At 60.6% G+C, this 26,344-nt stretch carries 12 protein-coding genes and 1 pseudogene; 7 read left to right on the forward strand and 6 right to left on the reverse strand.

The window, feature by feature from the left end; all coding sequences use genetic code 11:
• The first annotated feature begins 94 nt into the window (after positions 1-94).
• Entirely contained in the window at positions 95-1,474 is a 1,380-nt protein-coding gene (locus tag D1Y84_RS13340; RefSeq protein WP_233581405.1) for a sulfatase, read from the forward strand.
• A 225-nt stretch (positions 1,475-1,699) separates the two neighbouring features.
• On the opposite strand, the gene D1Y84_RS13345 is transcribed toward D1Y84_RS13340, so the two are convergent.
• The 6 genes from D1Y84_RS13345 to D1Y84_RS13370 all read right to left on the reverse strand — a co-directional run bounded on the left by D1Y84_RS13345 (position 1,700) and on the right by D1Y84_RS13370 (position 15,203).
• The gene (locus D1Y84_RS13345) at positions 1,700-4,093 is read right to left on the reverse strand and encodes an alpha-L-rhamnosidase C-terminal domain-containing protein (RefSeq protein WP_124849132.1); all 2,394 of its coding nucleotides are present in this window, start codon (positions 4,091-4,093) and stop codon (positions 1,700-1,702) included.
• A gap of 166 nt (positions 4,094-4,259) precedes the next feature.
• Positions 4,260-6,320: a glycosyltransferase family 39 protein gene (locus D1Y84_RS13350; protein WP_158615477.1), complete on the reverse strand. Its 2,061-nt coding sequence runs from the start codon at positions 6,318-6,320 to the stop codon at positions 4,260-4,262.
• A 392-nt stretch (positions 6,321-6,712) separates the two neighbouring features.
• Positions 6,713-9,055 carry a GH92 family glycosyl hydrolase gene (locus tag D1Y84_RS13355; RefSeq protein WP_233581406.1) on the reverse strand — a complete coding sequence of 781 codons (2,343 nt, stop codon included), beginning with the start codon at positions 9,053-9,055 and terminating at the stop codon, positions 6,713-6,715.
• Positions 9,056-9,118: 63 nt separating this feature from the next.
• On the reverse strand, positions 9,119-12,763 hold the full coding sequence (locus D1Y84_RS13360; RefSeq protein ID WP_124849134.1) for a TonB-dependent receptor: 3,645 nt from the start codon (positions 12,761-12,763) through the stop codon (positions 9,119-9,121).
• A 641-nt stretch (positions 12,764-13,404) separates the two neighbouring features.
• Positions 13,405-13,965 carry a glutathione peroxidase gene (locus D1Y84_RS13365; RefSeq protein WP_124849135.1) on the reverse strand — a complete coding sequence of 187 codons (561 nt, stop codon included), beginning with the start codon at positions 13,963-13,965 and terminating at the stop codon, positions 13,405-13,407.
• Between the two features lie 248 nt (positions 13,966-14,213).
• Positions 14,214-15,203, reverse strand: a complete 990-nt coding sequence (locus D1Y84_RS13370) for an amidohydrolase family protein (RefSeq protein WP_124849136.1) — start codon at positions 15,201-15,203, stop codon at positions 14,214-14,216.
• Positions 15,204-15,421: 218 nt separating this feature from the next.
• Between D1Y84_RS13370 and D1Y84_RS13375 the strand changes: the two are divergent.
• The 6 genes and pseudogenes from D1Y84_RS13375 to D1Y84_RS13395 all read left to right on the forward strand — a co-directional run.
• Positions 15,422-16,255: pseudogene (locus D1Y84_RS13375) on the forward strand (oligosaccharide flippase family protein); the annotation flags it as partial.
• Entirely contained in the window at positions 16,241-16,582 is a 342-nt protein-coding gene (locus tag D1Y84_RS18675; RefSeq protein WP_255424383.1) for a polysaccharide biosynthesis C-terminal domain-containing protein, read from the forward strand. The pseudogene D1Y84_RS13375 and the gene D1Y84_RS18675, both read left to right, overlap by 15 nt.
• Before the next feature lie 320 nt (positions 16,583-16,902).
• Positions 16,903-17,745 (forward strand): glycosyltransferase family 2 protein, encoded by an 843-nt coding sequence (locus D1Y84_RS18950; protein ID WP_370245770.1) that lies wholly within the window; start codon positions 16,903-16,905, stop codon positions 17,743-17,745.
• Positions 17,746-18,368: 623 nt separating this feature from the next.
• The gene (locus D1Y84_RS13385) at positions 18,369-20,990 is read left to right on the forward strand and encodes a M14 metallopeptidase family protein (protein WP_124849138.1); all 2,622 of its coding nucleotides are present in this window, start codon (positions 18,369-18,371) and stop codon (positions 20,988-20,990) included.
• A gap of 151 nt (positions 20,991-21,141) precedes the next feature.
• The gene (locus D1Y84_RS13390) at positions 21,142-24,108 is read left to right on the forward strand and encodes a TonB-dependent receptor (protein WP_158615478.1); all 2,967 of its coding nucleotides are present in this window, start codon (positions 21,142-21,144) and stop codon (positions 24,106-24,108) included.
• Positions 24,109-24,155: 47 nt separating this feature from the next.
• Positions 24,156-26,147: a S9 family peptidase gene (locus tag D1Y84_RS13395; protein WP_124849140.1), complete on the forward strand. Its 1,992-nt coding sequence runs from the start codon at positions 24,156-24,158 to the stop codon at positions 26,145-26,147.
• Positions 26,148-26,344 lie beyond the last annotated feature (197 nt).

The following is a 26,344-nucleotide window of genomic DNA, read 5'->3' on the forward strand; positions in this document are numbered from 1 at the left end:
CGCAAGCGAAAGGTGACAAGTGAGCGACAGGGACACGCAGATAGACAGGCGAGAATTTCTGCAGATGGGCGCAGCCTCTGCATTGGGAGTGGCCATGTCGCCATCGATCGCACAGGCAGCAACCACGCCGGAGCCACGTCCGAATCTGTTGTTCCTGCTGACCGAGGGGCAGCGCTGGGATTGCACAAGCATCGCCGGGCATCCTCTCCTCAAGACCCCGCACATGGACCGCATCGGCGCAGAAGGCGTTCGCTTCGAGAATGCCTTTTGCACCAACGCACTGTGCGCCCCTGCGCGCGCTAGCGTAATGACGGGCATGTGGTCGCGGTCCACCGGTGCCCTCGACAACAAGACCGTACACACCCCTTTACCGACAGAGTTTTCAGTGTTCACTGACCAGCTGCGCGAAGCCGGTTACGAAACGGCCATCGTTGGCAAGACGCACCTGCGGAATGGGCTGCAGGAGCGCTACTGGGACTACTACCTCGGGGTCAATGCGCCTGTCACCAACTACTACACGCCCAGGATGGCCGAGGGGCGCAATGGAAAGATTGATCCGCCCAAGGTTTGGAACGAGGGCTACTGCGATGACTTCGTCACTGACCGCGCTCTCGCATGGTTGCAGCAACCGCGCGAAAAGCCGTTTGCGCTGCTGCTCTGGTACCAGACGCCGCACGCACCGTACTTCCGGGCGCGCCGCCACCTTGATCTTTACAACGGCGTGCCGATTCCCAAGCCCGCGACCTTCGACGACGACCTAAAGGGCTACCCCGGCAAACCGACGCCGTTCCGGGCCGCCGATAACAAGATCGGCACCACGGACACAAGTGACGCGGTGCGCTCTGTCGAAGAGCTCTGCAAGGACTACTATGCAGGCCTGGTTGCAATCGACGAGAATGTCGGCCGCGTCCTGAAACACCTTGATGAGCAGAAACTCACCGACGACACCATGATCGTTCACAGCTCCGACCATGGCTATTTGCTCGGTGAGTGGCGACTTTTCGATAAGCGCCTCATGCATGAGCCATCCATTCGTGTGCCGATGCAGATCCGCTATCCTCGCCGCGTGCCTGCAGGCACTGTGCGTAAGGAGATGGTGCTGGATGTTGACATCGCGCCCACCGTGCTTGATCTTGCGGGCCTGCCTCCGCAGAAGCAGCACCAGGGTCGATCGATGCTCGAGATGCTCGACAAGCGTGGCCCCGAGTGGCGCCATGCCTGGCTTTATGACTACTACGAGTTCCCTGGCAGCGAGAACGTGGCGCCACACCGTGGCGTGCGCACGGATAGGCACAAACTAATCCACTGGTATACGCAGTCGCCGCAGGAGTTCGAACTTTACGATTTGGAGCAGGACCCCGGCGAGACGCAAAACCTGTACGGTGACGCGAAGCACGCGACGGTGCAGGCTGCTTTAAAAACGCAACTGGCAGAGTTGCTGCAGGCGATTCCGGAGAGACCCGGAAACGCATAGACCTTGCTTGTCCGCCTGGCGCATCTCGACTGGACGAGCCAAAGGGCGTCGCCTGCGCGAGGGCTCTTGCTTGTGACTCTGGATGATCGAGGGCCAAGCGGACGACACGAAGGCGTCGCGCTTGTCTGTCTGGGCAAATTTGCAAGCGCGTTTCCAGCGACCTGCCTGACAGCGAATCCCGCCGCGGGCGGACTCGCCGACTGCGTCCCCTGCTCCGCCCAAGCATCAGGGCAGCGGAACCTCCAGCGACTGCTTTCCTCCATGCAACGGCCTCGACGTGCCGCCCCACACGAAGCGTCCGTCTATCCCCTCCGGCAGTTGCACCGTGAACTTAGCCTTGTTGCCCACACGCCGATACTTCACCTCGATCATCCCCTTGGGGTGTGGCATGCGGGCATTCAACCATGCGAGATCTCCTGGCTGTGGAGCGATCCGCACCTTCGCAAAGCCCGGGGCATCTGTCTGGATGCCCGCCACGGTTGTGAGCAGGTCATAGTTAGGGTGCGACGACCAGGCGTGCGCGTCGGACCGCGTCGGCTCTGGCTGCTCGGCCCACGTGGTCAGGCCCAGCTGCAACATCGTGCGCCATGGTCTTAGCGTATCGAGGTACTGCGCGCCCATGCCTGCGTGGTTGAGCGCGCGCGCCAGGTAGAAGCGGAAATAGTAGCTTGCGGGGGCGAGCGACGGAGTCTCCTGTTGTTTTTCGCCGTCCAGTACGCGCTGCACTACCGCCTTTTCACGGCCGCCGGGCACCGCGTCAAGCAGCACGCCCAGAATGTTCGCATGCTCGCTGAACGTGGCACCTCCTGGCGTATCCGCGAGCAGCCCTGCCTTCGCGTTCCAAGCTTCGCGCCGCACCGCATCTATGATCGTCTGCGCACCTGCCCGGTCCGCGTCGCTCCTCGCCTGGTCACCCAGCGCTGCTTCGAGGTCCGCCGCGTCCCGAAGCGCAGCCGCCCACTGCAGCGAAAGCGGCACCGATCCTCCATCCGCATCCTGCGGCGGCGTCCCTCCCGGGAAGGGTTCCGTCCAGTCCACAAAGTTCCACAGGCTGTCGCCTTTCTGCGGGAGCTTTCCCAGCAATCCATCTGCGCGCTGCTTCTCCGCGAAGTAGCTGAGCACTCCGCGTGCAATCGGTAACAGTTCGCGTACTTCATCCGCGGCATCCGGCCGGTACATCCAGAAGTCATGCAGCATCCCGACCCACAGCAGCGAGAACGGCGGAATGACCTGTGGGTCGTGTGCCGGGCCGCGGCTCTCCGTCAGACCACTCGGCTGCACTGTATCGGCAAATGCGCGCAGCGCCTGCCGGCCAAGCCGGTCGTCGCCGCTCACTGCATACGTCACGAGTGCCTCGATGCGACTGTCGCCGATGTATTGCGTTTGCTCATAGTACGGGCAATCCATGTAGGTCTCGTGAGCATCCACACGCAGCGTGCGCCAACCCACGTCCCAGATCTTGCCCAGTTCCGGATCGCTGCTCTGGAACGACGCCACCGCATGCAGTGGATACCAGGTCTGCCGCGCCGCAAGCCGTTCCATTTGGAGAGGTTGATCCCCGGTCTCCACGTCTACCTCCAGGAAGCGCCAGGTCCGCCACCACAAAGGCGCGAAGCGTTCCTCCTCGGGTCCACCGCCTGGAAAGAACTCATCCTGGATCCCGTGCTCGCTCATGTGCTTTCCGGCAATCTCGTTGCGGTTGCCCTTCAGGCCATGCTCGTCAAGGAGTGCCTCGGCATACCGCAACCGCACGCGGGATCCTGCTCCTCCACGCACCGCAAGCTCCGGAAACGCCGTCATCAGCACTTTGTGATCCAGCAGCAGCTGCACCCTCGAATGCGGCGGGACCGTCCACTCCTTCTCCGGGAATCCGTCGCCGCTCCCACGCACTGCCTGTCCTGCTCCTTCTGGTGCGTTCTCCATTGGCGGCAGCGCATCCTGCAGAAGCTTCCACGTTGATGTCCTGGTTGCTGGAGCAGCCGAGGTCGCAAACTCGGCCGGTGCAATCACCTGCGCGGCCGACCAGCCTGCGGAAGCATCCTTCTCTTCAGCCCAGTGCCAGTCGTAGCGCACGCCATCCACCACCTCATCCGGGCCAGTGTTTGAGTTGGTTGGGGGGCCCGTGGGCACAAAGCGCCACGCTGTCTCCGCGCGTACCTGCCAGCTCGCGTTGGTATCGAGCGCGCGGGCAGCGGGCTCCTTCGTCCACACCACAAGCCCTGTCTTCAACGAGAGCTGTGCCTCCGGCGATTGATCCCCGAAGTTCCACACCCGGGCCGCGACTACGTTTGTGCCCGCGTGCAGCAGCGGGGCAAGGTCATAGCTTTCGTACCGCCAGTGCTGCAGATCGCCGCGCGCAGGACCTTCGCCGACGCGGGTTCCATTTACGAACAGTTCGAACCGGTTGTCCGCGCTCACCTGCACGCGTAGTTGTTTGGGCACCGCCGCCAGCGACAGCACTTTGCGGAACTCGTACACGCCCAGCGCAGGAGTCGTTTCACTTGCCCCGGCCGGTCCAATCCATTCGGCCCTGGTGGCAGAAATCTGCCCTCCCGCAATCATCCCTGACAAGTACGGCAAGAACCCCAAATACAGCGCGCACAAACGAGGCTTGATCATGGCAGTGCCATCTTACACAGGGCCTCGTTTGCACCACCGAGGAAAGGTGAAGCTCCTCAGCCATGACCGCGCCATCTTCTTGCCAGCAAAGGGAAAATAGCGCCAGGCACAAGCGCCCTTTAATAAGGCGCTGCGCCGGTTGCTGCCAGAGCAGGCCTGCCCTAGCTCACAGGTGAAGTGCGGACAGCTTCGTGTGCAGCGTTGAGATCCAGTCAGCTTTTGCACTGGGTTCCATGCGCTGCGCGATGACAAGAGCCTTGTTGTATGCGACCGCACTTTCCCGGTCGCGGTGTAGGGCAGCGAGCGTGTCTCCCAGGATGACCTGCCCCTGCATGAGATCAGGGTTGATTGCAACGGCCTGTTCGGCTGCGTGCAGCGCAGCTTCAGGCTGGTTGGCAGCAAGAGCCCTGGTAGCACGCGTAAAGTATCCAAACGCAGAAGATAACGACGTGTTGAATGTGCCGCGATACACAAAGACGCCGTCGTCGATCGTGTCAACCGGTCGTACGTTCATGAAGGGCTGAAATGGACTCAGGATGCTGGAGCCGAACTCGTAACCTGTGAGTGTAGCGGCGCTCACCAGCACGGTGCCCGAGATACTGGCCGGCACATCGACCTGCTGGTCAGTCCACATGCTGTTAGCGGTGGGCAGTGGCCGGCAGGGAATTCCGTAGGCGTGGTAGTCAATGGATGGCTGCACGAAGTACCCGAACCAGCAGTCATGAATATCGTGCTGGTCGAGGTACTTCCTGACCGAGATCAGTTGCTGCCCCCAGTCGGTGTTGGAGTCGGTCAGGTACTTGTGCGTGTTCGCCGGGCCGCCGAACAGCTCATTGGAATACGCCAGGTAATTTGGCGCGCTTCTCGTTGCGGATACAACATGCCAGCCGAGCAGCAGGAGTGTCACAAAGATCCACGCGCGCCGCACCCGCCAGAGAGACACCGCTGCGCCTCCTATGAGCACGGCCAGAAACGGATACATGGGCAGAATATGGCGTGCGCCGATATTGAGACCCGTGTTGATCGCGATCAACAGATATACCAGCGGCGGCACGGCGAGGAAGCTTAGCCGCTGCCATCCTGCGAGCCGCCGGCACACCACTGCATAGGCAGCAACCAGCAGGAGAAGCATGAAGCCAAGCGTGGACTTGATCACGAAGGCGGCAGGGAAGTAGTACGGCACACCGTGCGCATGTACCTGTCCGAAGAGAAAGGTCGGGAACGATTGCCCGGCCACAGACTGTACCCGGATGTCGACCATCCCGTAGAGATACGACTCGGGAAGAATATGCCACCGTGCAAGCAATGCGTACACGCTGGGTTCGAGTCCGTGCAGCGTGCTCATGTACGCGCCCAGGCCAGGCTGCATGCCTCCATCGGGGTGTGCAGAGAAGCGGAAACGGTAGGTAGCCCACAGGATCGGTAGCCCTATGACAACGGCCGCAGCAACAGCTGCTGCATAGATTCGTAGGACCTGCATCCTTTGCTCGGTGGCACGTGGGCGGATGAGATCAACAACCAGCAGCCCCAGGGTAATTGGGAGCAGCAGCACAGCCGAGTGCTTGAGCGCCAGGGCAATGCCGGCGGCCGCTCCGACTGTGACAAGCCTGGCAAGCGAGGGCCGCACACGAAAACGATACAGCGCGTACACGGTGGAGAAGATCCCAAAGGTCACGGCCATGTCGGTGGTGACGTACGCACCGTGGGCTATGAGATTGGGCTCGAAGACCACCAAGGCAAGACTGAACAAAGCCGCCGTCGAGCCGAATAGTTCTAGAGCCGCAAGGTAAACCACGGTGGCCAGCGCTATCGAAAAGATGGCCGCCATCATGCGAGCGCGAAAGATGATCCTGTTCGCCGCTTCGAGACCGCCGTTGTTATAGATCAGGCTGCGACCATTAAAGTACGCTTCGTTTTTAGAAAATACGGGACTGGTCCGCTGCGGGGCTGTAAGGTGCATGGCCAGCAGAGGAAGAGTCGCTAGTTCTTTGAGCAACGGCGGATGCTCGGGATTGATGCCAAAATCGCCGGCCCGCCAGCTCTCGTACCCTGCGTAGATGTGGTCGCCCTCATCCCAGGTCAGGGATTGACGGTGCACTGTGAATACCAGTTCGCCAAGGAACACCAGCACGAGCAGCAGAGCGATGGCGTGGGCTTTGCGTTGCGTCTCGGGGCGTTGGCGGATTGATTCGTGCATAGTTCGGATGTGCTGCGTCTGAGAAGCCATGTCCGCCTTGCATTCCTGTTCTACGCTATAAGCGCTTGTTCCACTGCAAAGCATTATCCCCGCAACGAGACAGCGTGCGCCATTAAACCTTGTTGGCTTGCTAAACACACTGACCGGCGCTCACGAGGCCAAGCCGCGGTCGAGGCTAAGGCGCAAGGAACGGGGCTGCGGTTCGCTCGCGCTGTCTCGTGAACGAAGTACGGCGCTTGGTGGAGCGCGCTTCAGCACCGTTTGGGCGGTGCTTCACCAACGGCAGATTAGGAATGGGGGGCTAGGGCCCTCGTACATGGGACCCGAGTCGCCAAGTAGCCGACTACGAACACAGCATGCAACGACTTGCATGCTGTGTTCGTGCTGGCCGACCGGTCCAACGTGCGGTCCCACGCGGGGGGCTAGCGTTGGCTGATAACGGGCGCCGACATGGATGGCGGCGCGTCCTCCGGCGCGGTGCCCCATTGTTTGTTTGGAGTTGGCCCCATCATCAGGACAAGCTTGCCCCCGCTGGCAATATCGGCATGTGCGAACCACGGCTTGTTCCACGGCTTGCCGTTCAGGGTTGCGGACTGGATATAGATGTTTGCTTCGGAGTTGTTGTTCGCGATGATCTCAAACGTCTTGCCATTGCCCATGTGCAGGGCGACGTGGCGGAACAACGGGCTGCCCAAAATGTAGTTGGGACTCGAAGGGTCCACCGTGTAAAAACCCATAGCGCTCATCACGTACCAGGACGAGGTGCTGCCCTGGTCATCCATACCGGGGAACGCATAGCCGGACGGGTCGCTGCCGTACATCTCGTGGAGGATACGGCGAACGAGCGCCTGCGTCTTCCACGGCTGACCTGCCCAGTCATAGTAGTAGGCAGCCTGCTGATCCGGCTGGTTGCCTTGCACATACTGGCCAATAAGGCCGGTGCAGTCACGGCACACACCTTTAGGCGCGTAGGGTGTGGAGAAGAACTGGTCCAGCTTGGCGGCAAAGTTCTCGCGGCCTCCGAGTTCGTTCGCAAGCCCCTGTACGTCGTACGGCGTAAGCCACAGGGTCGACCAGCCGGAAGCTTCCTTCATCATGAAGTTGTAGTAAGGCTCACCAGGGTCGAACGGCGAGATCCATTTGCCGTCTGCTGTGCGTCCGCGCACGAAGCCCACGGAGGGATCGAACACGTTGCGGTAATTCGCCGCGCGCTTCAGGAACATGTCCGCATCGGCCTGCCTGCCTAGGCGCTTTGCATACTGCGCCATCGCGTAGTCGTCCCAGCTGTATTCAAGTGTGGTGGCCGCACCGGCTGTGCCATCGGCATAGGGCGGGCTTGGGTTACCCGGCGGGATGATGTCGGCGATCCAGCCTTGCCGCATGTACTCCGCGAGATAGTGCCGTGGGCCATTCGGGTCGGTCGCGTTCTTGCGTAGGAACTCATAGGTGTTGGCCCAGTCGAAGTCCAGGCCGCGCTCCCAGTCGCCCAGGTACATAAAGACGGCATTGTCGCCGTGGAACGAGGTGCCCATGTAGCCCGACTCACGAGCCATGTCGAGTTGCGAGCGCAGGATATCCTCTTTGACCTTTGGTTCAAGCAGGGTGAGCAGCACGATCTGGTTGCGGCCCGTATCCCAAAAGGGTACCTCGTTGTAGCGATCGTAAGTCGCGGTCGTGATGGTGCCATCGCGCAGCGCGAGTGGCTCCCCCTTTTTCGCAACCAGCCGCGGGCTGGCGAAGGAGTGCAGCAGGCAGGAGTAGAAAAGCGTGCGCTCCTTCTCCGAGCCGCCCTCCACCTCGACCTGGTCCAGTTTGGAGGCCCACGTGTCCTGCGCCGCGTGATGAACGCGATCAAAGTCCCAGCCGGGATTCTCAGCGTGCAGCCGCTGCTCCGCCTGCTCGTAGCTGGTGCCGTGCGCGACCTTGACGAGCACCTGCTCACCCGCGTTTGTGGCGAAGTTGAGATACGCGCCGGCAAATGGGCCGGAGATCGTGGGCTGGTCCGGGTCGACCTCTTTGCCGCCAAGGATGGAGCCTTCTTCGCCTCGCTCGCCGGCGCGTGGCGGGTGCTGCACAAAGGTGCCAAACGAGGTGAAAGGTTTTGAGAACTCGGCGACGAAGTACGTGCCACCGCCATGGCGGCCGCGCGTGGAGTGACCACGAATCGTGTGATCGCCCACGACCTCGACCGTGCCGCCTGCCCATCCGAGGTCGAGCAAAAGATGTGCCTGCGTACTGGCCGGGTAGGTGAGGCGATACAGCCCGGTCCAGGTAGTCGCCGTCAGCTCCACCGTGGTTTTGAAAGTGTCGAGATACACCGAGTAGTAGCCGGGGCTGGCGTGCTCGCGGGCCTTGTCGTAGTAGGCGGCGCTGCGTTGCGGCGGCACGTTCCAATCGCCGACGACAGGCATTAGGATCGGGCTGTTGCCCTGTCCGCTCGAGAAGCCGACCATGGTGGGATTGGGATAGTAGTACGGCGCGGGCACGCCGGCCTGGTAGTTGAGCGGCAGGTTGGCGTTGATCGGGCCGATGTCAGTGGAGCTATGCGGCAGTGATGCCCCGGGAGAAGTGAAGCCGGAGTAAAGCTGCTCACCCGCGGGAGGCGCGTTGCCGATCACCTTCTGGTCTGTGAGGGGAGCGGTGCCGACCAGCGGATTAGCGTAATCGATGGGGCGCTTGCCTGTGGATTGAGCCGAAGCGTGGCAGGCGATAAGTCCCAGCATGGTTGTTGCGGCAGTGACGAAGAGGCCGAAGCGATGTGACAAAGGCAAACCCTCCTGCGTGCGGGTGCGTTTCAACGTGCGTTGTCGCGGTTCAGCGTGGGTCGCTTACCACTGCACGCGTGCGCCTAATTGGCCTGTGCGCGCCGTGCCGGAGACGCCAGTGACCTGGCCGAACGTGGTGTCGTTCGGGTTGGTGTCTGGCGAGTTCACGTAGTGCCGATTGAAGACGTCGTAGAACTCACCCCGGATGGTCGCGCGGAAGCGATCCTCGGGACCGAAAGCAAAGGCCTTGCTGAGCGAGACACTCTCGTTCGCGGAGCCGCCGTTGAAGCGCCAGTGGTCGTAGTTATAGGGCGTGTTGCCCAGGGTGCCGAACGCAGGCGTGGTAAAGAGACTCGGGCTGAAGTCCTGGTTTTTGGGGTCGAGTGTGTTGCCAAGGTCCACGTTGTGGCCATGAAAGTGGTTCTTAATATTGTCGGCCGTGACGCCCGGGGCAAAGTTGTCGCGCTGGTTCTGAAAGAAGAACGGGTACTGCACCGGCGAGTTCACCGTACCCATGGGGCTGCCGGAGCCATAACTCAGGAACGAACCGATCGTCCAGCCACCTACCGCTTCGTTGAGCAACTTGCCGTTCGCCAGGAACGTCTGGTTGTGGCCGAAGGGAAGCTGGTAGGTGATGTAGCCGGTGACGAGCTGCAACTGGTCCGTCCCCTGCACGTACCCGTGCGATGCCGGGATATCCGCAGCGCTCTGGTATCCGTACAAACCATTGCCGCCGGCGGCGGAACGTCGGGCCAGGTTGCTGCCGCTCAGGTGCGAGATGGTGTAACTCATATCGGCATTGAGGTTGTGCGCGCTGCGCGCCTTGATCTCGGCGACAAACGCGTTGTACGCGCTTGAACCAAGCTGCTGGTCGGTGATCAGGACGACGGTGTTGTTGTAGGACGCAGCCTGCGGTATGGGCGCGATGGCTGCGTATGCAGGCCCGCTGAACCCCGCGTAGGGGTAGGGCACGCCCGCAGCGGCAGCCTGCCCGGCGCTGCTCACCGTGTCGTTGACATGGCCGGAGGTGAGCAGTCGGCTGTAGGTGTTGAAGTCGGGATAGTTGATGCCGACTGACTCGGGATTGTCGTGCAGGTCCGCCCCGCGGCTGCCCATGTAACGCGTGTCGAGGATGATGTTCTTGGCAAGCTCGTACTGGATGCCGGCGTAGAAGTTCTGCGCGCGCCCGAGATGCAGGGTCTTGGGACTGATAGAGAGCGGGTCATCGTACCCGAAGCTGGTCTGCGAGGCGGTGCGCGGCAAGGTCACGGTCTGCCCGGGATAGCCGCCGCCCCAGTTGAATGCGGTTGAGCCCGGGACGCTGTTGGGCACGATGTTGGTGCCGGTCCAGAACTCCGCCTGCTGCGAAGGGAACCCGTAGCCGTAGCCCGCATTGAACTCGCCGAGTGGCACGTAGTAGAGGCCATAGTTCGCGCGCGCCACCAGCTTGTCGTTGATCTGGTAAGCGCCCCCGAGATGTGGCGCGAACTGGTGCAGGGAGTTATCAGTCTGGAAGGTCGAGCCTGAGTCCTTTGCAAAGGCCCATGCTCCCTTGTAGCTGCCCCAGTTAGGGTTCTGCTGGGTCAGGTCGAAGTTGGTCCAGTGTCCATCGGCCTGGTGGCCGGCGAAGGTAAAGATCCACGTCAGGCCCATGTTGAGCGTGAAGCGCTTGTTGACCTTCCAGTCGTCCTGCGCGAAAGCGTCAATGTACTTCTGCCGCGGGTAGGTCGGGTAGGGAATGTTCTGCGAGGCCGACTGCACGTTGCCGAGCAGCAGGTTCGCGAAGGCGCTGCCCACAAAGGGGGTGAGGGTGGTGTCGGTAGGGCCGCCGGTTTCGCTGCTGAAGTTGTAATTCTGAATGTTGCCGCCGTAGCTCGAGTTGAGTCCCTGCAGGAAGACCTGGCCGCCGAACTTCAAGGAGTGATTGCCGCGCTGCCAGGCCAGCGTGTCCTGGTAGTGGTAGCCGTAGTAGTTCTGGTAGGAGTCCACCGAGGTGCCGAGGTTCTGCTCGCCCACACCGTTGGTGCTGTTGAAGCCGATGGTGGGGAATGCCGCGCCGTCGGAGTTGAAGCCGTACACGGCGGCGCTCGACACCTGGTTGACCGGCACCTGCGTGTACTGCGTCGAGGAGTAGCCGAAGCCGATGGTGTTGAGCAGGTTGGGCGTGATGGTGTAGTTATCCACGATGCGTGCGATGAAGTTCGGGGTGTTGTTGCCCCATTCTGCGCTCAGCGGCCCGGGATTTGTGATGGTGCTCACCAAGCCGCCGCCCGTGATGCTGATCCACTTTACATAGTCGAACGAAGCGCTGAGGTGATGGCCGGCAGAGAAGTTGTGGTCGACCTTGATGTCGTAGGAGCGCTTGGTTTCGCTCGGTGTGTTGCTGACCACGGTCGGAAAGTTGTTGTAGATACGGGTGGTGAGGGTGGGCTTGTAATACTGCTGGTAGAGCGACACGATCTGTTGCGACTGCATGCTGCTGATGCGACTGGCCGGGATGACGTTGTTCGCGAATGGCGTTGCGCACGTTACGCCGTTCACGACCTGCTGGGTCAGCGGATCGAAGATCTGCCCATACTGGTAGGGCTGTCCGGTGCAGGGATTGATCGCGACCGCACCGGTTGTGGCGTTCGTGATGTTGCCCTGCTGCGTACCCCCGGTGAGCAGTTCGCCAAAGTCGCCGGAGAGCATGCGTGCGGTGGGTACGGTTGTCGCGTTCGGGTTCAGTGCGTCATTGGTCTGGCTGTAGTATTCGTAGTCGCCGAAGACAAACGTGCGGTTCTTCCAGATGGGGCCGCCAAGGCTTCCGCCGTAGTCGTTGAAGCGGTCGCGCGGGCGTGAGTTGTTGCGGATGCACGTCTCATCGCCCGGTGCGCAGGTGGCGAGGAAGTAGTCGTTCTGCCAGGAGTTTGCGTTAAGCGCCTCGTTCTGGAGAAACTCAAAAGCACTGCCGTGAATCTTGTTGGTGCCGGACTTGAGTTCGAACAGAAGCACGCCGCCGCCGGTGTTGCCAAGCTCGGCGCTGGCGTTGCCGGTGATCACCTGGGTCTCGGCGATAGCCTCCAGTCCAGGAGTGGCAATTGCGCCTTGCGGGCCGGCATCGGCTTCCACGCCGTCGACGTATGCGGTGTTTGTCCATGAGTTGGCGCCACCAAGATAGAGCGTGCTGTACACCTGGTTGCCGGAAATGCCGGACTTGGCCGCGCTTGGCGTGCTTTGCACCAGCAGTTGCACGGCATCGCGGCCGTTGGTGGCGTTGAGCGGCAGGTCGCGCAGTGCTTCTTCTTCCAGAGTATTCGTAATCGTGGAAGTTTCTGAATCAAGCAATTGTGGCGCCGCGGTTACCGACACCACCTCTCCCTTGGAACCAACCTGCATCGTGACATCCAGCGCCTGCACCTGGGTAGCCACCAGGTGCACGTTGGACTGTGACTCGCTGAATCCATCGTGGCTCATGTGCACGGTGTAGTCGCCGATCGGCAGCTGGCCGATGCTGTATACCCCTGCCGTGTTGGTCTGCGCGGTAAAGTTGGCGCCCGTGGCGTTCTCGCGGGCTGTGACGGAAACACCAGGCAGCGCTGCACCCGATGGATCCACCACGTGCCCGGAGATGGAAGCACGGTCAGCTTGCGCTGCGGCTATTCCGGCACAAAGGAAGGGCAGCAAGGCTTGCGAAGCAAGAACGGGAACCGAGAGACGCTTAAACATGCGATTGACCTCCACAACAGTGATGGCGTGGCCAGCGACAGCCAGCCCTCTGGCAGAGAGGAGCGTTCACCAGCGATATGGATCGAGCATCGGGGGAGTTCTCCGTCTCCATCGATCGGCTTGGAAACGTTACCAAGGCCAACGAGGAGCAAAGTTAATGAAGCACGTGAGCGCTTGTCAAGGGGGCCAGCGGCCGATTGCTCCGCGTCGCTTAGCTCAAACAGGTGGAGCGAAGGAGGTGCTTGCGTGCCTGCGGGCGCGTCGGACCAATGTCAAGAAACAGGTCCCGGTTATGTGCACGGGCTGGAGCCACGCACAGAATCCCACACTCGGCAAGCGCTTCGGGAGCACTCCCCGTCGTGATACGGGAAACGTCCTCGTGCGTTTTGCTCCATGCGAGATATGCGATGTGCAGTCTTTTTAAGGAGTAAAGCAAGGCCCGTGTTAACGAAGCGCCGGAGGGCAGGCCAATAGAGATCCGGAAGGGGGAACAGCGCTGCGGATTGAGCCGAAGCCAGTGCACGCCGGCAGGGGTGTACCTTGGCAGCTCTGTTTCTGCCAGAACTGCGACTCGCTCCGCAGCTCGCAGGCACCCCGACTCCGGAATACCTGCTCTGCATGTCAGTCAGCGGGCCAGAAGCTTACTTGCCGAGTGCGGCTTCAATTGCTGCGATCACTTGGGGTGAGTCAGGGGTGGTCGCAGGTTCGAAACGGGCTACTGGTTTCCCCTCGCGGTTCAGCAGGAACTTGGTGAAGTTCCACTTGATGTCGCCGGCAAACGAAGGGTCCGAAGACTTGTCGGTCAGGTACTGGTAGAGCGGCGTCTTATCCGCACCCAGCACCGACACCTTGGACATCATCGGGAAGGTGACCTGGTATTTGCGGGTGCAGAATGTCTTGATTTCCTGGTCGCTGCCGGACTCCTGGTTCGCGAAGTTGTTCGCCGGGATGCCGACGATCACCAGCCCACGATCCTTGTACTTCTCGTACACCGCTTCAAGCGCCTTGTACTGCGGCGTAAACCCGCAACTGCTGGCAACGTTGACCAGCAGCAGTACTTTTCCTTTGTACTGGCTGAGCGTAGCGGGCTGGCCGTCGATCGTCTTCAATTTGTACTGATAGACAGGTGCCGGGGCTGCGAAGAGAGTTGTGATGGAACCAAGTGCCAGGGCAAAACCAAAAGCTAGCGTACGTTTGCGCATTGTCGCTCCATTCTGGGTGAAACCGATTGAATCTGTTGCGGTCAGCAAAGTAAAGATGCGTCGGTGCCTGTTCGAACGCTCATTCTGCACGATCCGCCCATCGAGAATAGCAGCAGGCTGCCCGACGCTGAGCGGATGCTCGCCTTAGCCCTTGCCTGAACTTCTCGGGAGCCCACCCCGAAAGCAGTCGTGAAGGGCGGGGAGTGTCGGGACCACTGGACCGCAGTTGCGCGCTTGTGGAACCCCATTCAAGCGTTCTGTCCTGCCTTACCCACCAGCTTCTCCCAGTTCCCATGAGCGAAAAGTTCTTTTTGTTCCGGGCTGAGCGAGCATTCTTCGACGAAGGTTCTGCCCGGTTTGCCAGGCCTGTACTGGTATGGATAGTCCGTGGAGAACAGGATGCGTTCGGGTCCGACGATCTCGAGAGCGCGCTGCATGTAAGCAGAACTCCACATACCGCTCGGGGTCACGTACAGGTTGTGCTTGAAATAGTCCGCTACCGGTCGGTCCAGCTTTACCACGCGTGCCAGGGAACCCAGTCGCTCCAGGTAGAACAGGACGATTTCGCCCCAGTGCCCCAAGATGATCTGCAACCCGGGATACTTATCAAAAACACCCGCGAGGATCAAACGAACAAACTCGATGCCAGCTTCGTAATGCCACCCCAGCCCGAATGCGGCGAATGCTGTGTCGATCTGCTCGCTGAAGCCGGAGTAAAGAGCCTCTTTGACAGCGCGCTGCGGAATCTGGGGATGAATGGTAAGCGGGACCCGCAGCCTTGCGGCGGTTTCAAACAGCGGTAAAAAGTCCGGATGATCCAGGTGCTTGTCGCGGGTGCGGCCGCATAGCATCGAGCCCACCAGGCCGAGGTGCGTAACTCCGCGCTCAAGCTCGGCTGCCGCCACGGCCGGCGATGCTGTCGGCAGCGTTGCAAAACCCTGAAAGCGTGTGGGGTGTTTGGCAACTACAGCGGCGACCAGGTCGTTGGTTTCCCGCGCCAGACGCGTGCTCTCATCGGCTTCCAGATTGTGAAGGGCAGGCGTCGTGACCGAGAGAACCTGAACGTCGACCCCGCCTTCGTCCATCAGCGCCAGCCTCTGCGCGCCAAGATCCTCAAGCCGCGCTTCCACGTCTCCCTGGTCAAACGATCCAGTACCCTCTTGTCCAATCGCAGAGGCGGCCCATGCAGCGCGAATTGTCGGGGTGACGAAATGTTCTTCAACGCCAATCAGTTTCATCGCGATCTCCTCGCTTGCGTCCATGTACGGACGTCGCAGGTGAGATGCGACCCGCGCGCAATATGGGCAAGCACAGCCGCTCGCGATGCGCCGCTGCACTGCAGCGGAAAGGTCACGGCCGCTTTCTGCACCAGCACACAAGCGGTGGCATACCAGGAAGCACGGATCATCGGATGCGGTGAAGCCCCGCGCCGGGCGGTCCGAGCGGCAGAGGCGCTTTAGCGGCCACCATCATGTGGCCGCAGTTCCTCGCCTACTCAGTCACCCTCGGCATCCCCATTGCCTCCGTGTATCAGATCAGGAAGCATCCAGAACAAGCATCCAGCGTAGCTGCAGCGGCCCTCCTGGTAAGTGCACTCATGGGTAGCGTGGCCTCGATCATCGGGTTCCTTGTCATTCCGCACTCGCTTCATAGCTACTCTCCCGGGCTCATCCGCTTCGCGCAATGGGCAATGCTGATCTCTCCGTTGTCGCTGCTGGGGGTGACGCTCGCCACAATGGTGCAGTCCGCAGGCGCCTTCAGGTGGTATAACTTCTTCCGCGTCGCCCAGCCGCTCTCCATTGTTTGTGTGCTCTGTATAGGGTGGATAGCCCACGGGGTCACCGTGTCCTCGGCGGCGCTGACCTATCTTCTGGCGGGCATCCCGATCACCGTGTGGAATGGTGTCTGGGTCTATCGCCACTTTCGACCCCGCCTGAGTTCCGGCAGCATGGAGGTGATGCGCCCCTTGTTCAGCTACGGGCTGCGGGCGTGGGGCGCCGATCTGCTGGGAACTGTGGCAAACCAGGTAGATCGATTGCTCGTCGTCAGCATGCTTCCAGCGCACGCCATGGGGATGTATGTCGTATCCCAGAGTGTGGCCGGCTTGTTGAACGTTCTGCCGAGCGCGGTAAATACGATCCTCCTGCCGAGCGCCGCGGGACGGCCTCTGACCGAGGTAGCAGAGCTTACGGGCAGAGCTGTACGGGCCACATTGGCAGGGCTGCTGCTGATTGCAACGCCCCTGTTTTTCTTTGGCGGGGCATTGCTTGCCGTGGTGTACGGAAACAAATACGACGGGGCCGCCGGGATCCTCCGGATCTTGCTGGGCGAGGCTATTCTTGACGGCGTGACGTCTGTGCTCGCACAGGCCTTCATGGCCAGGGGTCTGCCTGGGACGGTGACGCTTCTGGAGGGCTGTGGTCTCTTCACGGCTGTGCCGTTGATGTACTGGCTGATTCCGAGATACGGGTTGCAAGGTGCTGCATACGCGCTGCTGTTGGCGACCGCCTGTCGGTTCAGCTTTGTGATCGGCAGCTATCCACTTCGGCTGGGAATGAAAATACCCAGCATGATGCTTCGTGCAAGCGATGTGTCTGCTTTCAGGCGGGCCCGCTAGGTGACCGCATCATTTCACAGTAAGGGTGATCAGAGTTCTTTGAGAATCCTGCACGGGAGGTGCGGGGCGATCTCCGTGGTGCGAAAGGGCATCGTGCTTCTTGTGCCGCTCCCATCATGCCCTTCGATGGTTCAAGTATTCGCGATGCTGAAGATCCGCTTACCTGATCGAGGTTGAGCATAGGAAAACGGGTGCAGGTGCATGTGGAATGAAAAAGAGCCGTACGTCTCCGTGGTGATTCCATGCTTTAACAACATGGCACGATCGGTGCGTGTCTGACGAGCCTGCACGTTCAAACGTACCCAAAGCACCTGTTTGAAGTGCTTCTGGTGGATAACAGATCGGGCGATGGTACCTGCCAGTACGTGCTCACTGCGTTTCCGTGGGCCCGACTTATCTGCTGTGCCCGAAGAGGATCCGGCCATGCGAGGAACGCAGGGGTCGAAGAGGCGATCGGTAGCCTCATCCTGAGCACGGATGCGGACTGCGTTGTTGCGCCGGATTGGATTGAGCGGCTTGTCACGCTGTTTCAAACGCTTCCCGCGGATGTGGCGGCGGTTGGCGGAAGAATTTTGCCGATGTCGACCAAGACGGCTGTTGAGAGGTACGCGAAAAGCTGGGTACAACAACCCGATGCTTCGCGAGAAGATGCGCCTCGCTATGCTGCGACGCCGAACGCCGCGTTCCGGTCATCTTGTTTAAAGAGCGTTGGAGCGTATGACGGAACGCTGGGGTTTGACGACGCGGACCTTGGTATACGGCTTGGCGCTGCCGGGTTCCAGATCCGGTACACAGACGCTGCTACCGTCTATCATCGGAACCCGATAGGCATAGTCGAGCTCTATCGGCACAAGGTAAAGTATGGCAAACACAACTTTGACCTGTCTCGAAAGCATCCCGCTCTCCTGGGATGGCCGACAGGGGGGAAAGTATTGCGGGCGCTTTTGAAAGCCACAATACGCCGCGTCCTCGGAGACATATGCGTAAAGCAGCCCCTCGCACTTGTTTCGCGCTTGGAGGGAGGTACAAGGATGTGGCCCTTGATCGATGCCGTAATCGCAATCTCCAGTTATCGGGGCTTCAGCAAAGCGGCAAGCCTGGCACGTGCTGCCAAGTGTCTAGCTCAAGCCAAGCCGGGCGGCCAGCGAACCGGAAACAAGTAGAGAAGCTCTTGGCCTTCCGTCCGTGGCGAAGAGGTGTGAGCGTCGCCTTCCCGCGTGGGATTGGGAGCACAGCCCTTTGAGCACGGGCGAAAGCAGCTCGCGTTGTCGAAGTGCCTGTCAGCATGACGAGCGAAATGCGTCCCTCGGGGATCTTGCCTTGGGCTTCACAGACATCACTGCTTGAACGGCCGCGGGTCACGGTGTACGTTGCGCGGCTTGCCGTCTTGGCGAGCGCGGCTACACGCATCGTCTCAGCTGCGCCAGACGGCAACAACGACTTTCCACCGGAGTGGATTCAGAGCGGATCAGCGTTAGAGCGGAACGTGCCACACCATTCTGTTGGTGCGAGCGGAACTTGCATGTATGATCCAGACATTGTGACGAGCTCGTACCCAATGACGGCCGCTTTCCCAAAGCAGATGCCTTGTTGTCGCGTCACTTCCCTGTGTTGTTGTTAATGTCCCGGTAACAACGCGGAGCTTCCAACTGTCACTTTCGCAGGAAAGTCCCGGCAGGCATGGAAGTCGATGTCTTCTGAATCCAGGCAAACCAGAGTTGTCCCTTCAACTGAAGGCAATATAGCGCAGGCACTCACCTCCGTGTGCTGTCTGGCTGAGGACTCGATGAAGCTATTCACCATCATTCTTACGCTGATCCTGCCGATTGCTGCTGCCTCTGCTCCCGCCCAGCAAGCCGTTACTTCGCCTGAGCAAGCCTTCGGCTTCAAGCCCGGAACCGATCGCAAGCTGGCTGACTGGACGCAGCTCACTGCATACTTCAAAACTCTCGGCACGCAGTCTGACCGCATCCGTTATGAGGAAGTCGGCAAGACGACAGAAGGAAGACCCTTCATCGCGGTGACGATCTCCTCTGCGGAGAACATCGCGCACCTGGACGAGTACCGGAAAATCCAGGCACAACTTGCAGATCCGCGGGTGACCACCGAGGAGCAGGCAAAAGCCCTCATCGCACGCGGTAAGACCGTACTGGTCGTGACGTGCAACGTGCACTCCACAGAGATCGCCAGCTCCCAAAGTGCCACCGAGTTCGCGTATCGCCTCTCGACCGGAAACACGCCCGAAATCGAGAACATTCTTAACAACGTCATCATCGTGCTGGTTCCTTCGCTCAACCCTGATGGGCAGCAACTGGTGGTGGACTGGTACAAGAAGTACCTCGGCACACCCTATGAGGGCACGAGCCCCGTGACCTTGTGGGCCCACTACACAGGCCACGATGACAATCGCGACTGGAGCTCGTTCACTCAGGTAGAAACGCGCTTGGCGGTTGAAAAGATCATCAATCCTTGGCATCCACAGATTCTGTACGACCTGCACCAGATGGGTTCAAACGGACCGCGTATCTATCTGCCCCCTTGGGTTGACCCGATCGACCCGAACGTCGATCCGCTGCTGGTTTCTTCAATGAATGCACTCGGAACCAACACGGCTCTCGAAATAGCGCAAACCGGTAAGCAGGGCGTCCTGGTGCACGGCGTCTACGACTTCTGGTCGCCGCTTCGCGATTACATCGCGTTGCACAACGGCCTGCGTGTGCTGACCGAGTCCGCGAGCGTCAACATTGCGTCGCCGATTGACATACCCTTCGACAAGCTGGATCGTGGAATCGGCTACGACGCCAAGGTCGCGGCATGGAACTTTCCCGACCCGTGGAAGGGCGGCCACTGGACTTTGGGTGACATCGTGGCCTACCAGCAGGACGCGTTCTTTTCGATTGCCGCCAATGCGGCCACCTATCGTGAGCGCTACCTTCGAAATTTCTACACTATCGGCGAGCACGCGGTGCACCCCAAGTCGGGTCCGTACGCCTATGTCATCCCCGCCAACCAGGCAGATTCGGCAAACACCGCCCGGCTGGTCAACACCCTCCTGATCGGCGCCAACGAGGTCGAGCAGGCAAGCGATGACTTCGAAGCAGACGGCAGACAATACAAGCGCGGAAGTTACGTGGTGCGCCTGGCGCAGCCCTATGGAGCGTTCGCCAAGTCTGTGCTCGAGGTCCAGAAGTATCCCAACATCCCCGAATACCCGGGCGGCCCTCTGCAGCGCCCCTACGATGTCACAGCGCAAACTCTGCCGCTTCTGTTCGGGATCAAGGCTGTTGCGGTAGAGCATGCATTCAACGTGGCAGCAATGCCTGTCACGCATGCGACGCCGGGACAGGGCACGTTTCAGGCAGACGAGCGCGCCGCGGGCTACGCCATGCGGGACAAAAGCAACAGTAGCCTGTACGCACTGCTCGCCCTGCTGAAGCAGGGTGTGCGTGCGTACCGGATAGCAGGCGCCGGGATCGAGGCCGACACGATCTACATCCCGCAGCAGAGTGGCATTAGCGCACGGCTTGCCACGATCGCCAGCAACCTCCCGGTCGAGATACACGCGCTTCCGGCAGCGCCGGAAGGTCCCGCATTCGAAGTGCGACTTCCGCGCATCGCGCTGTATCAGAGCTGGGTGCCTTCCATGGATGAAGGCTGGACGCGCTGGATCTTCGACCAGAACAACATCCAGTACACCAGGGTCGTGGACGCCGACGTACGCCGGGGCGACCTACGCAGACGCTTCGACGTGGTGATCCTGCCCGACAGTTCTCCGCGCGCTGTCACCTCGGGGGCGCAGGAGTACGGCGGGGAAGGCATCGATGGTCCACAGACGCCACCCGAATTCAGAGGCGGTCTGGGCGAGGCTGGTCTCGCAAGTCTCAGGACATTTGCGACCGATGGCGGCACAATCGTTGCGCTCAATAAAGCGTCCGACGTTTACGCGAAAAAGGACAGCCCGGTAGCGGATGCGCTGGAAGGCGTCAAGAACACGGAGTTCTACATTCCCGGTTCTATCCTCGAGGTTTCGGTGGATACGTCGAACCCGCTTGCCTTCGGTTCTGCTCCCAGGGTTCCGGTCTTCTTTGAGCAAAGCCCCAGTTTCAAGGTCACGGGAGATGCCGTGTCGGTTGCCTCCTACACGAGCGACAAGCCGTTGTTGAGCGGGTGGATTCTGGGCGGCCAGTATCTGAGGGGAACCTCGGCCCTTGCGGAAGAGCCAATAGGCAAGGGCCGCGTCATCCTGTTCGGATTTCGCCCCCAGTATCGCGCACAGTCTGAGGTCACCTACCGCTTCTTCTTCAACGCGCTGCTTTACTCCGCGTCCCGGCAGGTATCGCTTGACGGCGCGTCTGCCGGGTCGAGCAAGCAGAAGGCAAAAGCTTCGCACCAGGAGGAGGCTCCATGAGAAGCATGAGCGTCTTGCGGCACCATCGCTGTTGACCCCACCCCTCGTATTCAAAATCAGGTAAGACGGCGAGACAGCTTCCGTAGTTGTGCTCTCAGCGGCGGTGCGCCTAGATGCGCACTGGCCGACCCATGGACTCCAGGAGGTACGTGTGCGCAGCACCCCGAAACATCCCTACTCACCCGAGCGAACCAGGCACTTCGGCGCGAAAGGGAAGGCACTTTCAGCACTGCTGCTGATCGCTGCCATCCCCACATTGCATAGCAGCACAGGGGACGCTCAAACCTCGAACGGCACGATCCATGGCAAGGTAACGGACGCTTCCGGCGCAATCATCCCCAACGTAAGCATCATTGCGCGCAGCGCCACGGTAGGTGGCACCTTTACTGCAATGAGCGACACGGAAGGCAACTTCCGCCTGAACGATCTGCCGCAAGGCACTGAGTACAGCCTGGAAGCAGTGGGCAGCGGCTTTGAGAAGTTCGTCCGTGTCGGTTTGATCGTGAGAGCCGGGCTCGACGTCACAGTGGACGTGCCGCTGGTAATTGGATCGCAGGCGCAGGCAGTGCAGGTGTCGGGCGACCCTCCATTGATTGACACACAGAACGCCGAACAGACAGTGAATCTCAGCGGAGAACTGCTACGCAATGTTCCCATCACCGGGCGGCACGACTGGTCTGATTCGCTGCAAATCACTCCCGGCATCATCAGTGCTTCCAGTGATGCCGAGGGTGGACAGACATACTTCCTGCGCGGCTCCGAGAACGAGAACCATGCCACCCTGCTTGATGGCATGGACGTAGGCAGCTTCGAGCAGAACTGGCCCTCCAACACCATCAGCATCGCGAATGAATCGCTCGGCGATATCCAGATCAAGACGGGCGGCAATGATGCCTCCTCACCGGCTGCCATGGGGATGGTGATCAATCTCGCCAGCCCTTCCGGCAGCGATCTTTATCATGGCTCCGTACTCTGGCTCACCGGTCCAGCAGGGCTGAACGGGAACAATGTGCCGAATGGAAATGCAGCCGCATCCGCGACCGAGCAACCAGATTTCGCGATTGGGGGCCCCATTGTGAAGCAGCGCGCCTGGTTCTTCGCCTCTGGCCGTTACATCCATCGGGATGATGGCATCAGCCAGACCAGCACGCAGGATGCGTTCCTGCGCGAGATCGCTCCAGGATTCCAGACGTTTGCGAACCAGTCACGCGGCTTTGTGTTTCTTGGCAATGCTTCGGTGCAATTGTCAGACAAGCACCGCCTCATGGGGCTGTTTCAGTTCGACAGCCGCAAGCAGGACGGCAACTATCAGTGGTACGCCACCAACATCGCGCATGGTCAGGATGGCGGCTCCGCGGTTGGTCTGCGTTTGCTTTCGCAGTGGACCTCGCGGCTCAGCACCCGCTTTCTCATCTCCTTTAACAACAAGGGTGTCAACACCAGCCTTGGCGCCATCGATGGCGTCGGCGGCAAGCCAGAGATCGATATCTACACCACCGATACTCTCTCCGGAGGAACGCTGGTCGGACAAGGCGCCTCGCTCGCCACGCTCAACAATCTCAACTCGGTAACGACCAATCCTGCAAGCAAGCCAACCATCACTGGAGACCTGGCGTACTCGATACCAAAGGGTCTTGGAACGCACGAGCTCGAGGCCGGCTACTATCTCGAACCGCACGAGCTGAGCAAGACCACGACGTTTTACGCCAACAACGGCTCACTGATCCAGGAGAACGCTGTACTGAACAACGCGGCGAATCCCGCTCAGGGCTACACCGTCTTCAACACGGAGTCCGTAAGTCAAAGCAGCCTGCTTACCAGCTACATTGGCGCAAACGATTACGCCTGGTACGTCCAGGATCGCTGGCATCCTCTGCAACGGCTAGCTGTCACAGCAGGGTTGCGTCCGGACTGGATCTCGTCCCGGGACGAGATCGCAAAACAGACCATTCAGCACTCGTGGAACTGGGCTCCGCGCGTAGGCGCAACCTATGTGCTCACGAAGAACGAACGCAATGTCGTTCGTGCCAGCTGGACAAAGATTACTGACATCACAAACGCCAGCTATCTCGGGGCAAATGCCATCGGTGGAACCAACACGCCGACCACCACGAACACTTACTACAACCCGGATGGCTCTGTACTCAGCACCATCGTGACACCCGGAACAAGCGCAAGCGCTTCGGGGCGCACCTTCGATCCCCACCGTCACCAGGGGTTTGTGGAAGAGTGGATCTTCGGCTATCGCGCCCAGCTCCCCGGCGCACTCACCCTGGACGTCAGCTACATCGATCGCAACTACAAGGACCGGCCGGCTGCCTACGACACCAACCAGGTCTACACCAACACGGGCACAGGTACCGTGTGGAGTGGCCTGGTGAATCCAGCACTGAACAACACCTACTTCATCACAAACAACCGCTGGAACTACTTCGTGTACCAGGGATACGAGATCACCGTCAGCAAGCAGACTCGGGCCGTGCAGCTCTTCGGCACCTACACCTATTCGCCTGATCACATCGCCGGCACCTGGCAGCCGTATGATCCATCCGCCATCCTCGAACCCACCAAGTTCGCCGACAATGCCGGCATCGGTTCGGTGCGTGGTTATGTCACGAACGACTACACGGGAGACACCCGCGATCGCATGTGGCAGCGTAACCAATTCCGCTCCAGCGCAACCTACAAGGCCCCGTGGAACCTGCGCGTGTCGAGCACGCTCACAGCACAGTCCGGCACGCCTGGAGGTCCCGTCATTACAACGCTCACCGCTCTGGGAACACCCTATGCCGGGCAGTTCGGTCCTGCCACACGGAGCATCGGCGGCCGCACTGTGTCCAACCCGCTTGCGACCGCGTACCGCTTCAAGTACGCAAATCGGGGCGAAGGGCAGATTTGGTGCCCGTGGCTTGTGCAGTGGAACGCCTTGGCTGGCCGTGAGTTTCGACTGACCGACCGGCAGTCTGTGGAAGCTGACGTCAACATCTACAACATCACGAACCAGGGCGCGGCGCAGCAGTTTGTCAATGGCAACAACGCCTCCTCCACAACCTTTGGCGCCTTGCAAAACGTTCAGCTTCCACGTTCCGCACAGATCAGCGTGCGCTATCACTTCTAAAGCATGGCTTTGATCCGCCGCCAACCCTTCTCGATGAGGACACCCTGATGCAGCGAGCCCTTCATTGCAGCCTGGCTTTCGCAGTGCTCTACGTTCTGCCGTACTTCGCCAGCCATGCGCAAACCCCACATTCCGCACAGCTCACCCTGCAGGATCTTCTCGCGGAACAGCCCACCGGGGAGTTTGCGTTGTCTCCAGATGGGAAAACGATCGCCTTCACGCGTGCAGGGCAAATTGTGCTGATGCCCTCCGAGGGCGGTTGGCCCGTTACGCTCACCAGCATGCAGGGAGGCAAAACGGATCTTGCGTGGTCCAGCGATGGCACAAGAATCGCTTTCGCCAACCAGGGCAGCATCTGGGTCGTTAGCACGGGCGGCGGCGCACCCACGCGCCTGACAAACGCACCTGCCGGCGCAGGCGATCCTCGGCAGGCCGCGGATCGTGAGCCGCAATGGTCGCCGGATAGCCGATGGATTCTGTTTCAGAGCGGTCGAAGAGGCGTCAACAGTCTTCTCGTTGTCAGCGCTGACGGAAATACCACCAGCTTCCTGACTCCGGCGGGGCAGGAGGCAGGAGAGGCTCGCTGGTCCCCGAGCGGTTCGGAGATCGTGTACGTATCCCGCGAGAAAGCTTACTTCAGTGGACGCCTGGACCTGCTCCCCTTCGATGGCCACTCCGGCCAGTCGCTCGGCACAGCGAAGACCCTGTATACCGCGCCTGTCGATCGCGGCGGTGGCTGGTCCATACGGGGCGCAACCTGGTCGCCCGATGGCAAGACACTCGCGACTGTGCTGCAGAACTCCGGGTGGGACCACATCTACCTGCTGCCTGCAACGGGCGGCGAGCCGAAGCAGATCACCGAAGGAAGCTTCGACGATCAAGAGCCGATGTTCTCGCCCGACGGGAAGAGCATTGCCTTTCTGTCGAACCGGGGCACAGCCGAAGCCACAAATCTCTGGCTCGTGCCTGCGCGTGGCGGCGAAGCGCAAGCGGCAGCAAAGTTCAGCGTAGCCGGCTTCACTACAGAGCCGCGATGGTCACCGAACGGCAAGCAGCTCTACTTCAATCACCAGTCGCCGGTGCAGACCTCGGACATCTATGTGCAGGATCTCGTCCCCGGAACTGCGCCGCGTGCTTTGACCAACACCACGTTGCAGACCTTCGCGACTTCTGCCGAGATGCCGGAGCGGGTGACATGGAAGAGCGCAGACGGAAGGGAGATCGCGGGGCTGCTCTATCCGGCGCGTGCCGCAAAGCCTGGCGCTCGATCGCCTGCTGTGCTGTGGATCCACGGCGGCCCCGAAGGGCAGGATGTGTTTCGCGCAGATGGGTGGGCGCAGTTTCTCGCGCAGCAGGGTTACGTGGTGCTGGAGCCGAACTATCGCGGCAGCACCGGCTATGGTGAAGCGTTCCGCAACCTCAACGTTGGAGATAGCAATGGCGGCGAGGTGGACGATGTAGCTGCCGGCGCACAGTATCTCGTCTCACGCGGCCTGGCCGACCCTGCACGCATCGCGATCGGCGGCGGCAGCCACGGGGGCACCATGGTGGCGTACGCGGTGACGCGCTACCCGGACCTGTTTGCTGCGGCCATCGAGCTCTACGGCGTGGTTGATCGCGAACTGTTTGTGTATCGGACCAACTACCCCTCGGCCGTGCGTTGGATGATGAAGATGGGCGGCACGCCTTCGGAAAAGCCTGACAGCTACAAGCGCGCCAACGTGCTTCTCTCGATCGATAAGATCAAGACGCCGTTGCTGGTGATGCACGGCGAGGACGACCCCCAGGTGCCGCCAGCCGAGTCCGCTGAGTTCGCCAAGGCACTTCGCGCCCATGGCAAGACCTACTTCTACTTCACGTATCCCGGCGAGCTGCATGGCTTTTCGCAGCCAGCGCATCGTCTCGACGCCTGGCAGAAGGAGCTGGCGTTTCTCGATCACTACCTCAATCCAAAGTTCGGCACCACCACAACATCCACGGAGGAGGTCGTGCTACCCGGCGCAGACAAGCAGGCAAACGCGCACAACGTCCCGCGCTGATCGTGATGAAGAAGCCTTGCTGTCTCCCACGCTCCGCCGCTTTGCGCAGCGCAGGCAGTGGAGTGGCCTAGAAACGAGGCCCCCCGCGCGGCTCGGCAGGAGGGAAGCCCCTCCCGGCCAGGTCCGGCCGAGGCAATGAAGCTCGATGCTCAGCACCGCAACCCACCTTCTCCGCAGTTCCTCTTGCGCGCGCGGGC

The organism is Acidipila sp. EB88 (genome assembly GCF_003858395.1).
GTDB lineage: Bacteria > Acidobacteriota > Terriglobia > Terriglobales > Acidobacteriaceae > EB88.